Genomic DNA, 12753 nt, shown 5'->3' with positions numbered 1-12753 from the left:
GGTGGGGGTCCGCAACCGCGACGAGCTCACCGCCCGCGACGGGGTGGACCACGCGCGCGCGGCGAAACGCGGCGCCGGCAGCCTCGCCTACGCGGCGCTCGTCGTCGGCGTCGTCGTCGTGGCGATCCTCGTCTCGTTCCGCCTGGGCGTGCGGTGGGACCTCAGCTCCCAGGGAACGAACGTGCTCAGCCCGATGACGGTGTCGGCGCTCGACGGCCTGGGCGAGACCGTCACCGTCTACGCGCTCTACCCCGACAGCCACCCGGCCTACGAGGCGTACCGCGACCTGCTCGAGCTGTACCGGCAGCGCTCGACGCGCGTGAAGTTCGAGTTCATCGACCCCGTCGCACAGCCGGGGAAGGTGCGCGAGCTCGGCGTGAAGCACGACCAGGCGGGGGCGACGCGCGCGGGGCTGTCGGTCGCGGTGCGCGGCGATCGGCGTCTCGTGTTCCGCGGGAACGGCGAGGCCGAGGTCACCAACGCCCTGCTCGAGGTCGGCTCGGACCGGCCTCGCCTCGTCGGGATCCTGCGCGGCTACGGGGAGCTCGATCCGGAGTCGAGCGGGGACCTGGGCTTCGCCAGGGCGGTCGAGGCGCTCCGGCAGGAGTACTACGACGTCCGCGCGCTCCGGCTGTCCGAGGGGATCCCGGACACCGTGACGGTGCTCGTCGTCGCGGGGCCCAACCTCCCGATCCCCGCCGCCGACCGGGCGGTCCTCGACGCCTGGCTCGAGCGGGGGGGCCGGCTGCTGTGCATGGTGGAGCCCGGCGAGGACCACGGTCTCAACGAGTCGATCGGCCGCTACGGCCTTCGCGTGACGGCCGACCGCGTCCTCGAGCTCGGAGGCGCGCAGATCCAGGGGAACCCGGAGTTCGTGCGGGCCACGGGGTATTCGCGGCATCCGATCGTGCGCGGCTTCCAGGGGAACCTCCCGAGCGCGTTTCCCACGGTCGCGGCGGTCGTCCACTTCGAGCCGGGCGACCCGTTGGTCTTCCACGACGCGATCGTCTCCTCGACCCAGCAGGCCGTGGCCCTGACCCCCGACGGCCGGCGGGAGCAGGGACCGTTCGACTTCGCCGCCGCCTCCTGGAAACGGCTGACCGGGACGGGAGGCGTCGACCGCGAGATCCGCGTCGTCGCGGTGGGCGACGCGCAGTTCGCCTCGAACGCGTACCTCGCGGAGCAGGCGAACCGGAACCTCTTCCTCAACATGGTCGGCTGGCTCGCGCAGGCGGAGGGCCTCATCAGCATCCGCCGGCAGCCCCTCGAGGGCCAGGTCTTCGCGATCACGCGCGGGCAGGTGCCGGGGATGTGGGCGGCGTTCCTCGGACCGGCCGCCGGCGTGCTCCTCCTCGGCTTCATCGTCTTCCTCGGTCGCCGGGGGCGCTGACGTTGGCGCGACGGCTCCTCCTCGCGGCACTGGCCCTCGTCGGCGTGGTGGCGCTGATGCTGTGGCTCGGGCGCCGCGAGAAGGGGGAGATCCGCGAGCTTCGGCTCGACAGCCAGCTCGTCGCCTTCGACGACCGTCGCGTGACCGCCTTCACCCTCGAGGAAGGCGGCGCCGTGACGCGTTTCGAACGCGGGGAGACCGGCTGGCGGATCACGCAGCCGCGCCCGGATCCCGCGTCGGCGGAGGGGATCGACGCGGCGTTCGGCGCGCTGCGACGGGCGACGGTGATCCGATCGATCCCCGACGAGGCGAACCTCGACCAGTTCGGGCTGAAGCCCGCCCGGAACGTGTTGCGCTTCGAAGGGGGCGACTTCCCCGAGATCGCGCTCGGCGACGTCGACCCGACGGGGACGGGTCTGTTCGCGCGCGTGGGAGGACGCCCCGGCGTGCTGCTCATCCGGCTTCCGGATGCGCAGGCGCTCGCGCAGCTGACGACCGCCGATCTTCGGGACCGGAGGCTGCTCGGCCTGCCCCGGAGCCAGGTCGGCGCGATCACCGTCCTGCGGGACGGAGCGGAGCTCCGACTCGTGCGGCGGGACGGCGGATGGTGGATCTCGTCCCCCCGGGAGTTCCCCGCCTCCGATGCGGCGGTGGAGCGGATCCTGGAGATCCTGGCGGCCTCCGAGTCCGCTCCGATCGACGACGCCGCCGATGCGGCGGATCCGAAGCTCGGGCTTTCGGGGCGGGACGCGATCGATCTCCGGCTGAGCGCGGGAAACGTCGTGCGCCGCATCGTCCTCGGCCCCGCGGGACCCGACGGGACGGCGTGGGCGACCCGCGACGATCGCGCCGTCGCGATGCGTTTCGCGGAGTCGAAGTTCGACCGCGTCCCGACCACCTTCGAGCAGCTGCGCGAGACGAGGCTGACCAAGGTCAACCGCTACACGGTCGCGAAGCTCACCTGGAGGGCTCCCGAAGGGGAGCTCGTCGCCGCGCGCGAGGGGGAGACGACGTGGAAGAGCCCCTCGGGCGAGCTGCTGCGCGGGGCCTCGATCACGGAGTTCCTCGCGGCGGCCCTGGACCAGCCGGTGCGCGGTTGGGTCGAGGAGACCCCGGCCGGAGCGCCGCTCGCGGTGCTCGAGGTCGAGGTCGAAGACGGGAGGCGCGAGCGGATCGAGTACTTCGGGCGGGGCACCGCCCGGGTCGCCTCCCTCCCCGGCGTCGTGTTCCGGCTCGACGGGGATCGGCCCGCCTACCGACCGTGAACGGTCCGCGCTAGAAGTACGCCGCGACGCCGAGCGTGAAGGCCGAATCGTCGCTCCCGAAGAACTGCTCCTCGCGAACGAAGTCGGCCCGGATCTCGAACCCGCCCGCGAGACCGAGCCCGGCGGCGGCGCGCCGGGCGCTCGCGTCCCCTTCCTCGAGATCGAAGGAAAACCAGGGGACCGCGCCGCCCCACGCGGGCCCCGCGACGCGCGCGCCGGCACGGACGTTCCACCCCCGCGAATCCCCGAACGACGAGTCGATCAACGCGCCGAGGCGAACGCGGGTGTCGAAGGTGCGGGCGCGCGCGGGGCCGGTCCACCCCGAGGTCTCGAGGCCGATCTCCGCGACGTTGTGGCTGGTGACTCCGACGGGGTTCTCCTCGGCGAGCACGTGGTTCGATCGGTGATGGAAGTAGGCGCCGGCGGCCCAGCGTCCGGCGGCACGCTCCACGCCGAGGTCGTAGAGGTAGTACAACTCGCCGGTGTCGGCCGCGGTGAGCACGTTGGCGTCGACGTCGAGGATCGCCCGCCAGCGTTCGACCCAGGGGGGGGAGAGCACGGCCAGCCGGAGGCGCCCGCTGCGGTGCGCGTCGTCCCCGATCCCCGCGGCGATCGTGCCCCGGAGGTCGGGGGGGGAGGGGCGCGGGGCGTCCCCCGGGATCGGGGCCTCCGCGGCTTCGAACCCGAAGAGCACGCCGCTCGCGCGCAGGCCGAGCGGATGACGGGAGCGAAGTCCGTGCACGAAAAGCGAGAACGTCCTCGCGTCTCCCGACGGGAACACCAGCCGCGGTCCGCCCTCGAGGTCCGTCTGCGCGTGGGTGCCGTCGAGGAGGGTGTCCACGCGCAGATCGAGCGCCCAGACGAGTCGGCCGGAGCGGATTCCCGCGCGGGCTTCGAGCGAGACGTCGGCGTCCGCCGCGATCCCTCGCGAATCGACGACGGCGGCGAGACCGGCGCGCGCCTCGAGGAATCCGCGCCCCTGCCGCCAGGTGCGACCCGGGGCTTCCCACGCGGCCCCGACGAGGGTGATCCGGCGCGTGTCGTCCGCGTCCACCCCTTCGACGCCGCGAACGCCCGCGAACAGGGTCCACGCGCCGCGCCGTGCTCCCGCGCGCAGGGCGTAGGGGAGGTCCCGGACGTCGAAGGTGAAGGTCTCGACCGACTTCTCGATCGCGGTGACCGCTTGCAGGGACACGAACGGCTCGAAGCCCCCCAGCGGTTCGAAGGGGACGTCCGCACGCATCGTTCCGACGAGATCGAGGTCGTCGGAGACGAACCAGGCGAGCCCGCCCGACGACGAGGGGGGCGCGGGCTCGGCGGCTGCTGCGGCGGCGGCGATCGCGAGGAGCGCCGCCGCGATCGGCGTCCGCGTCACTCGCGCGCTTCGATTCGGAACGGCACCACGGCCGGCACGAGGGTTCCATCGGCGTCGACGACCTCGATCCGAACGCGGTACTCGCCGAGCGGCCAGTGGGGTCCCGTCGGGAGGGACCACGCGAAGGACCCCGACGGCTGCCGGAACGACTGGGGCGAGCCCAGCGCGGTGAAGCGGCCGTCGTCTTCCCGCCCCTCGACGGCGAAGGTCCCCTCGTAAGGGGCGCGTCCTCCGTAGGCTTCGAGGAACACCTGGATCGGCTCGCCGCGCGCGAGGGCGGGGGACAGGCGCGGCACGATGCGGAATCCGCCGAAGGTGTACGGCGCGTCGTAGCCGGTCAGGCCCCGGTACTCGAGCGGCTCCACCCGCCACGCGAGGACCGGATCACTCAGGCGCAGGGCCGTCGAGGGCGCCGCGACCGCGATGGAGCCTCTCCAGATGCGGTTCGCCGACTCGCGAGGGTCGACGGCGAGGGCGAGGACGTCCCACGTTCCGGGCTCGAGCGGGACCCGCCCCTGGGCGACGCGACCCTCAGGCCCGCGCTCGATGCGGAACGCCCCCTCGGCGAGGATCTTCGGCGGCCGCGGGGCGTCACGCGCGGTGAAGCGCACGACGAGCGCGGGCGCGTCGTCGCTGGGCGGGAGGTCGAGGGTCACGACCACGAGCGTCCCGGGGGTTCCTTCGGGCTGATATCGGTCGAGGCGCACGGCGAGCGGCCGCTGGGCGTAGGTCTCGCGGGTCTCGACGCGCTCGAGGAGGACCTGCTCCTGGGGAGGCACCTCCTGCATCTTGCCGAGGTCGAGCAGGACGTCGAGCCGGGTTCCCGTGCCGGCGTTCTCGGCTCGGTAACGGTCCCAGGAGTTGGGCGAGGTCCGGTCGGCGAGCAGTTGCGGGTCGAAGAAGATGCTGGCGAGCCGGGGATCCGCCGAGAGCTTGAACTCTCCGGTCGTGGTCTTCACGAACGGCACGACGACGATGTTCGGGAGGTCGTTTCGTCCGCCGGGGCGCGACTCGTAGATCCACCGGAGCAGCCCCCGGGTGGCGGTCGGCTCGATGCCCTGGACGTTGGCGTTCGTGTCCTCCTGGGTGCGCTCCGGGGGACCGTAGAGGATGTAAATCTTTCCCCGGTCGGTCTTCCATCCGGGACCGGCACTGTCCAGGAACTTCTCGTTCGCCTCGGTCACCCGCTGCCAGAACATCTGGCGGTACTCGTTGAACCACGTGTCGGGGGTGGGGTCCCGCCGGCTCCAGAATCGCTCCACGAACGAGGCCCGCGCGTCGTCCGAATCGAGCTTCTTGAAGGCGCGTTCCTCCTCCCTGGTGATGAGGTAGCGCACCGGTCCGCGCGCCCATTCCTTGAGGTCGACCACGGAGTCGTCGCCGTCGGCGAAGGCCGGAAAGGCGAGGATCCCGACGATTCCGGCGATGAGCAGGACCCGGCGCATGCGTCTCCGTTCGGAGGGTGCGGGACGGCCGTGGAGTATAATCCGGCGTTCGCGCCAGCGCCTTGGAGCCGGAGGGGGTTCCGCGGCGCCGGTCGCCACGGAAGAGGTCGTTCATGCCCCATTCGCGCGTCGGCGTCGCGGGCGCCGCGTTGACCTTGGCCGCGATCTTGCTGTCGGTTGGCTGCTCGGGACGTCCCAAAGTCTCGTACAAGGAGCTCGCGGACGACGATCCGACGATCCGCGCCGACGCGGCGCTGCGCCTCGGAGAGGCGCGCGCGGTGGCGGCGGTCGACTCGTTGATCGCCGTACTCGACGACCCGGTGGAGGCGGTTCGCGTGCAGGCCCTGCTGTCGCTCGGGCAGATCGGCGACAAGAAGGCGACCGAAGCGGTCGGCGCGTTGGCCGCCGATCCGGTCTCGACCGTGCGCATCGCCACCGCCCAATCGCTGGGCATGCTGAAGGACCCGGCATCGGTCCCGGTCCTCGCGAGGCTCCTCGAGGATTCGGAGGGGATCGTGCGCATCGCGGCGGCGCGAGCGCTCGGAAACGTCCCCGGGCCGGAAGCCCTCGACACGCTGATGTCGATCGCGCTGGGCGACGAGAACGAGCTCGTCCGGCAACACGTCGTCGTCGTCATCCGGGATCGCCGCCATCAGGAAGCGATCCCGAAGCTCGAGGCGCTCCTCCAGGCGGAATCCGATCTCGTCCGCTCGAACGCGGCCCGCGCGCTCGGCGACATCGGCGACCGCACGACGATGCCCGCGCTCGTCCGGGCGCTGGACGATCCGTACTACAAGGTGCGCAGCCTCAGCGCGCACGGCCTGTCGAAGATCGACGTCAAGGACGCGCAGGCGCTCGAGGCGATGCGGCGCCGGCTCGGGGTCGAGGACCATCCGATGGTCGCGGTCGACCTCGCGTGGAATCTCGCGCGGGGCGGGGACCGCTCCTCGCTCGACCGGATCCGGGACCTGCTCTTCAAGGGGCAGCCCGAGGACGTTCGCGCCGAGGCGGCGATGGCGCTCGGCGAGGTCGGGGACGACTCCGACCTTCCGCGCCTGGAGACGGCGCTCTCCGACAAGAAGGGTCTGGTCCGGTCCGAGGCCTTCAAGTCGATCGAAAAGATCAAGGCCCGCTGAAACCAAGGCGAGGCCGCGGCGGAGGAACGCGATGGAGAAGATCGTCAACATCGGTCAGTCGATCACGATCAAGGGCGAGGTCATCGGCAACGAGGACCTCACCATCGAGGGGAAGGTCGACGGGAAAATCGTCCTCAAGGACCACAACCTCACGATCGGCGCCAACGGCCGGATCCAGGCGGAGGTTCAGGCCAAGACGGTGCTCGTGATCGGCGAGATCGTCGGCAACGTCCAGGCCGACGACAAGGTCGAGGTGGCGGCGACCGGCTCGATGCGCGGCGACATCCTCGCTCCCCGCGTCGTGCTGGCCGACGGCGCCCGGTTCAAGGGCTCGATCGACATGGACGGCAAGAGCGGCGCACGGCCCTCGCCCGCGCCCGCCATGCCGGCGTCGAAGCCCGAGCCGGTCGGCGGCGGCATCGGCAAGCCGACCGTCTAGGCGTTCGGGTGGCATTCGGCACGCGAGCGCCCGAGCGCGGTTCGGGCGGGAAGGCCTCGCCCCCGGCGGCGCCCGCCGGGCAGCCCTGCGCGAGCCTTGCGCGCTTGCTCGCCCGTGTGTTCAAGGAGCCCAAGCCCGAGATCCTCGACCTCGGCCCGCTGTTCGGGGAAAGCGCGACCTACTTCGCCGGGCGCGGCGCGAGGTTGTTCGTCGAGTCGTTCGAACCCCCGGACCCCAAGCCCCCGCGCCGCCCCGGGGAACCGTATGAGGAGCCGGCCCGATTCGCGATGGAGCACCATCCGTCGGGCCGGTTCCACCTCGTGCTCGCCTGGGAGGCGCTCGACTTCGTCCCCCCCGACCGGCTCGCGGAGGTCGGTCAGGAGATCCAGAGGGTCACGCGCGACGGCGGCCACCTGTTCCTGCTCTCCTACCAGAAGCCGCCCGAGGAGCTCGAGATCCCGCCGCGCTACCGGATGCTCGCCGACGACCTCATCGTGCGGGAGGCGACGCCCGGTGCCCCGCCCCGCCGCCGCTACACCCACCCGAACCGGGAGATCGAGCGCGCGCTGCTCGGGATGAGCGTGCAGGGGATCCACCTCCAGCGGAACCAGATGCGCGAGATCGTGGTCCTCAAGCCCGGCGTCGGCTGAGCGCCCTCATTCCATCGAGCAGTCCCGCCCTGCGTTCGCCTCGTCGAGGAACTCCTTCAGCGGCGCGAAGTACTCGAGCAGGGCCCGCGTCGACAGGTCTTCGCCCGTCGCCTCCTTGAGGAGCTTCCGCCAGTCCTCGGTCTGACCCTTCTCGAGGATCGAGCGCAGGAAATCGCCGACGTCCTTCCGTCCGAAGTAGTTCGCCTGGTGCGGGTCGACCTTGAGGATCTGCTTCGCGATGTGGTCGTGGAGCTGGTACTTGAGGACCGTCGCCACGGCGTAGTCGTAGTACTGCGCGGGGTCGTCGTTGACGTGCGTCTTGGTCGCGGCGTCGCAGAACTGCTCGCTGCGCGACGACGGCGGCTCGACCCCCTGGTACTTCGCCACGTACTCCCACCAGCGGGAGTTCCATTGGTCGGGCGGGAGCTCGCCCTTGTAGAGGTCCCGTTCCCACGACGACATCGTGCCCGCCGCCCACGGGAGGAACGGGATCGTCTGCGACAGCGCCTCGTCGAGAAGCCAGCGCGCCTGGTCGATCGACTCCTCGGGTCCGAGGATCCCCGCCTCGCGCAGGTAGGGAACCTGGAGCGCCGCGATCGAGATGAGCTCGCCGATGCCTTCGTGGAAGCCCCGGTTGGCGCCGCCCCGAAGGAGCTTCGGGACCTCGGGACGCGAGTAGCTCATGTAGTAGTAGACGTGGCCGAGCTCGTGGTGCGCCGTCGAGAACCAGCGCGTGTTGGGCTGGACCGACATCAGCGAGCGGACGTCGGCGTCGAGATCGAGGTGCCATGCGGAGGCATGGGTGTTCTTCCTGCGTGGGGAGTCCCTCGGCACCGGGTAGAGGTCGGACTTCTCCCAGAAGCTCGCGGGGAGCTCGGGGAAACCCATGGATACGTAGAAGCGCTCCGCCTGCTTCACGATCCACTCGGCGCTTTTCCCCTCGAACTTCGGGTTGAGATCGACTCCCTCGACGATCCCGTCCCAGTTCTGCGCCCAGCGGTTGTTGATCCAGTGCGCGGGGATCCTCCTCGGCACGGGTTGCCCGTAGCGTGCCGCGAGCTCGTGTTTCGCGTAGCAGTGGAGTTGACCGTACAGGGGGCGGACGTCGTTGACGAACCCCTGGAGCATCGTCGTCATCTCGTCGGCGGTCATCCCGTAATCGGCGACCTGGAGGTCGAAGTACGACGGGTATCCCATCGCGCGGGCGACCTCGTTGCGGAGCTTCTGCAGCTCGACGAGACCGGGCTTGAGGGCCGGACCGGTTTCCTTGCTCGCGTTCCACGCCGAAAGGCGCTCGGGGAGCTTTCGCGAGCGATCCAGGATGTCGTCGATGTCGTTGGCGGAGAGGGGCTTCACGCAGCGTCCGTCGCGCCGCTCGAGGCAGAACTGGAACCCGTCGAGCGCGGAGGCCTGCCGTCCCTCCGCCTCGACGCGTCGCGCCACGATCTCGGGCACGGTTCCGGGGGATTCGGCGGCGTTGAGCAGGAGGCGGTCGAGCTGGCGCGCCTGCAGCGGCTCGAGCGCGTCGCGCGATTCGAGCAGCGCCCGCGCGCGCTCGATCGCCGCCCGGTCGCCCTGGATCGCGGCGAGCGCCTTCCCCGCCGCGACGCGTGCGCCGTCGTGCTCGGGGGTCACGTCGGTGACCGCCTTCCACTGCGCCTCCGACGCGACCGCGTAGGCGCCGGCGTAAAGCGATGTGTAGAGGTCGAGGAAGGCCTCCGCCTCGGGTTTCGGATCCGGCGCGGCCGGCTTCGGGGCGGCGCATCCGCCGAGGACGAGGACGAAGGCGAGGGTGGATCGGCGCAGGGACATGGGGCCTCCTCCGGGTGGATCGAGCGGGGGATTGTACCGATTGCCGGGACTCGCGGGGCTGAGGTAGGGTGGGCCCGCCGGCCCCGTCTCGCGGAGGGAAGCGTGTTCGCCGAACGTACCCGCAAGGTCCAGGCCTCTCCGACGTTCCGCGTCGCCGGTCTCGCGAGGGAGCTGCGCGCGCGCGGCGAGGACGTCGTCGACTTCAGCGTGGGGGAACCCGACTTCCCCACGCCGGGACCCGCGAAGGAGGCGGGCAAGCGCGCGATCGACGCGGACCGCACGCGCTACACGGCCAACGAGGGAACGATCGAGCTGCGGCGGGCGATCGCGGCCAAGCTCCTGGCCGACAACGGACTCGAATACGCCCCGGACGAGATCGTCGTCTCCCCGGGGGCGAAGGCGAGCCTGTTCTGCGCCTCGATGGCGCTGTTCGGCCCCGGCGACGAAGTCCTCGTGCCGACGCCCTGCTGGCCGACGCACCCGGAGCAGATCCGCCTCGCGGGCGCGGAGCCCGTCTTCGTGGAGTGCCGCGAGTCCGACGGGTTCCACCTGCGCGCCGACGACCTTCAGCGCGCGTTGACCCCGCGCACCAAGGGGCTGCTCCTCAACTACCCGTCGAACCCGACCGGGGCGTGCCCGAAGCGCTCGGAGATGATCGCGATCGCGCGGGTCGCGGCCGAGCGCGGACTCGTGGTCGTCGCCGATGAGATCTACGAGAAGCTGCTGTACGACGGGAGGGCGTTCGTGAGCATCGCCTCTCTCGACGGGATGCGCGCGCGCACCGTGGTCGTCAACGGCATGAGCAAGGCGTTCGCGATGACGGGGTGGCGCGTGGGTTACGCCGCCGCGCCCCGCGAGGTCGCCGCCGAGATCTCGAAGATCCAGAGCCACAGCACGAGCCATCCCGCGTCGATGGCCCAGGAGGCCGCCGTCGCGGCGCTCGCGTCGTGCTCCGCCGACGTCGCGACGATGCGCGAGGAGTTCGAGGCGCGCCGCTCGATCGCCGTCGAGGGGCTGCGCGCGATCCCCGGGGTGAGCTGCGCCGTGCCCGACGGGGCGTTCTACGCCTACCCCAACGTGTCCGGGCTGTTCGGCCGCACCGTGGGAGGAAAAACCCTGAAGACCCCCGAGGACGTGGCGCTCGACCTGCTCGGTCGCGCGAAGGTCGCGGTCGTGCAGGGCGAGGCCTTCCTCTCGCGGGAGCACGTGCGCCTGAGCTTCGCGTGCTCGCGGGAGCGCCTGTCCGAAGGGTTGCGCCGCATCGCGGAGGCGTACGCCTGAGGGGCGTGCGGCTCGAGGCGCTCGCGGGGGTCGGGGCGTTCGCGATCTACGCGGCGACCGCCTGCCGGACGCTCCCCTTCGGCGACGCCGGGGAGCTCGTCGTCGCGGCGTCGTGCCTGGGGGTCGCGCACCCGCCGGGATACCCCTTGTGGACGATGCTCGCGCGCGGCGCGCTCGCCGCCCCGATCGGCGAGCCGGCGTTCCGCGTGGCGATCCTGTCGGCCTGCTGCGCCGCGCTCGCCGTGAGCGTGCTCGCCGCGGGGTTGCGGCGGGCGACCGGGTCCCCCGCGGCGGCGCTCGGCGGCGCGGCGGCGCTCGCGTTCGGGGCGACGTTCTGGGGAGCGGCGACGACGGCGGAGGTCTACGCCCTGCACGTCCTCCTTCTCCTCGGGTTCCTCGGCGCGGCGTGGCGCCTGGGGACGGCCCCGACCGCGACCGAACGCGCGTGGGCGGTGTTCGCGGCGGGAGGGGCGCTCGGCCTGGGGCTCTCGCACCATCCGACGATCGTCCTGGCCGTCCCCGCGGCGGTCGTCCTGGGCTGGCCGGCTCGCAGGACGCTCGGCGCCCGCGCGGTCGCACTCGCGGCGACCCTCGCGCTGGCCCTTCCCGCCGCGTTCTACCTGTCGCTGCTGTTGCGATCGCGCCTCGAGCCGCTCGCCAACTGGGGTGAGCCGAAGACCCTCGGCGCGCTTTTCGCCCACGCCGCTGCGATCCAGTACCGCGGGAACGACCTCGGCGCGGCGGGGTTGCTCCGGCCGGCGGCGTGGGCGCGGATCGCGTCGTGGGCGTGGAGCGACGGGGCGGGGGGCGTGGCGCTCGCCGCGACGGCCGGCGTCGCGTTCGGATCGCACCCGCGGCGGCTGGTGGGAGCGGCGCTGCTCCTCTTCGCGGCGGCGGCCACGTTCGCCGCGCGCTACGCGGTGGAGGACGTGGACGCCTACCTGCTTCCCGCCTCCGTCGGGCTCGCGGTTTCCGCCGGAATCGCCGTCGCCGCCGTCGATCGTCGCGACCGCCGTGCGGGCTTCGCCGCGGCGCTCCTGGTGGCGGGCGTCCCCTTCGTCGCCAACCTCGGAGCGCTCGACCGTCGCACCTTCACCGCGGCGCGCGACTACGGTCGCGACATCCTCGCGACGGTCCCCCCCGGCGGCATCCTCGTCTTCGAGGGGGACGACGGGTTCCTCCCGTGGTACCTGCAGCACCTCGGCGGCGAACGTCCCGACGTGACGCTCGTGGATGCGGACGGCCACCTCGGGCGGCGGATCCCGGATCTTCCGGCGTTCCTCCGCGACGAGCTCGCGCGGCCCCGGCCGCGCGCGATCGTGATCACCAATCCGCCCGAGTTCCCGCTCCCCGAACCCTGGGAGGCGCGGCCCTGGGGGTTGTTCCTGCGCCTCGCCCGGACGGGCGACGCTCCCTTCGACGACGGTGCGTTGTGGGACGCCTACCGCGGCGCATCGGTTCTCGAACAGGCGACGCGTCGGGGCGACTTCTGGGGGAGGACGGCGGCGGCGTGGTACCCGCTCGGCAGGGCCTGGCGCGCCTGGTCCTCGGGGGACGCGCAGACGGGGCGTCGCTGCCTCGAGGAGGCCGTGCGGATCGCTCCCGACAGCGAAGCGGTTCGGAACCTGGCCGGGACGCTCGCCGCGACGGCGGGGGACCTCGTGCTGGCCGAGCGCGAGTTCGAGGCCGCGGCGACGGTCAAGCCGTCCTCGTGGCGTGCCTGGGCGAACCTGGCGCAGGCGAGGGAGATGTTGGGCGATTACGCGGGTGCGCTGGCCGCGCGGCGCGAGGCGGGCAAGCTCGAGCGGCGATGATCGTCTGGTGCCGAAGCCGGGACTCGAACCCGGACAGGCTTGCGCCCACAAGATCCTGAATCTTGCGCGTCTACCAATTCCGCCACTTCGGCCAAGAGGCGGCGCTACACTAGCAACCGCGTTTCGAAAGTGTCAAGGAGAGCGCG

General features: G+C 72.0%; 10 protein-coding genes and 1 tRNA gene. 7 read left to right on the top strand and 4 right to left on the bottom strand.

All coding sequences use genetic code 11. The annotated features are described in order from the left end of the window. Position 1 precedes the first annotated feature (1 nt). Together VF139_08695 and VF139_08690 are read left to right on the top strand one after the other, a co-directional pair. Positions 2 to 1390, top strand: coding sequence for a GldG family protein (locus VF139_08695; protein HEX6851476.1), 1389 nt, complete (start codon positions 2 to 4; stop codon positions 1388 to 1390). A 2-nt stretch (positions 1391 to 1392) separates the two neighbouring features. Then, a complete protein-coding gene (locus VF139_08690) occupies positions 1393 to 2655 on the top strand; it encodes a DUF4340 domain-containing protein (GenBank protein ID HEX6851475.1) in 1263 nt (420 codons plus the stop codon). Positions 2656 to 2665: 10 nt separating this feature from the next. Here the strand turns inward: VF139_08690 and VF139_08685 are convergent, their stop codons facing one another. Further along, positions 2666 to 4030, bottom strand: coding sequence for a hypothetical protein (locus VF139_08685; GenBank protein HEX6851474.1), 1365 nt, complete (start codon positions 4028 to 4030; stop codon positions 2666 to 2668). After that, positions 4027 to 5475, bottom strand: coding sequence for a GWxTD domain-containing protein (locus tag VF139_08680; GenBank protein HEX6851473.1), 1449 nt, complete (start codon positions 5473 to 5475; stop codon positions 4027 to 4029). The genes VF139_08685 and VF139_08680 overlap by 4 nt, the downstream gene beginning before the upstream one ends. Before the next feature lie 113 nt (positions 5476 to 5588). Between VF139_08680 and VF139_08675 the strand changes: the two genes are divergently transcribed. The 3 genes from VF139_08675 (at position 5589) to VF139_08665 (ending at position 7700) form a co-directional block, all read left to right on the top strand. Then, positions 5589 to 6611: a HEAT repeat domain-containing protein gene (locus tag VF139_08675; protein ID HEX6851472.1), complete on the top strand. Its 1023-nt coding sequence runs from the start codon at positions 5589 to 5591 to the stop codon at positions 6609 to 6611. A gap of 31 nt (positions 6612 to 6642) precedes the next feature. Continuing rightward, positions 6643 to 7050 (top strand): polymer-forming cytoskeletal protein, encoded by a 408-nt coding sequence (locus tag VF139_08670; protein HEX6851471.1) that lies wholly within the window; start codon positions 6643 to 6645, stop codon positions 7048 to 7050. A 104-nt stretch (positions 7051 to 7154) separates the two neighbouring features. Next, complete coding sequence (locus VF139_08665; protein ID HEX6851470.1) at positions 7155 to 7700, top strand: class I SAM-dependent methyltransferase; 546 nt, start codon at positions 7155 to 7157, stop codon at positions 7698 to 7700. A gap of 6 nt (positions 7701 to 7706) precedes the next feature. On the opposite strand, the gene VF139_08660 is transcribed toward VF139_08665, so the two are convergent. Further along, positions 7707 to 9512 carry a M2 family metallopeptidase gene (locus VF139_08660; GenBank protein HEX6851469.1) on the bottom strand — a complete coding sequence of 602 codons (1806 nt, stop codon included), beginning with the start codon at positions 9510 to 9512 and terminating at the stop codon, positions 7707 to 7709. Positions 9513 to 9614: 102 nt separating this feature from the next. Here VF139_08660 and VF139_08655 point away from each other — a divergent pair, with 102 nt between their 5' ends. Both VF139_08655 and VF139_08650 read left to right on the top strand, forming a co-directional pair. Beyond that, positions 9615 to 10793, top strand: coding sequence for a pyridoxal phosphate-dependent aminotransferase (locus VF139_08655; protein ID HEX6851468.1), 1179 nt, complete (start codon positions 9615 to 9617; stop codon positions 10791 to 10793). Positions 10794 to 10798: 5 nt separating this feature from the next. After that, positions 10799 to 12607, top strand: a complete 1809-nt coding sequence (locus tag VF139_08650; GenBank protein HEX6851467.1) for a DUF2723 domain-containing protein — start codon at positions 10799 to 10801, stop codon at positions 12605 to 12607. A 5-nt stretch (positions 12608 to 12612) separates the two neighbouring features. Here VF139_08650 and VF139_08645 read toward each other — a convergent pair. Then, a tRNA-Leu gene (locus VF139_08645) sits at positions 12613 to 12699 on the bottom strand. Positions 12700 to 12753: the final 54 nt, after the last annotated feature.

This window comes from Candidatus Polarisedimenticolaceae bacterium (assembly GCA_036376135.1).
GTDB lineage: Bacteria > Acidobacteriota > Polarisedimenticolia > Polarisedimenticolales > DASRJG01 > DASVAW01.
This window is presented reverse-complemented; position numbering and strand designations above follow the sequence as displayed.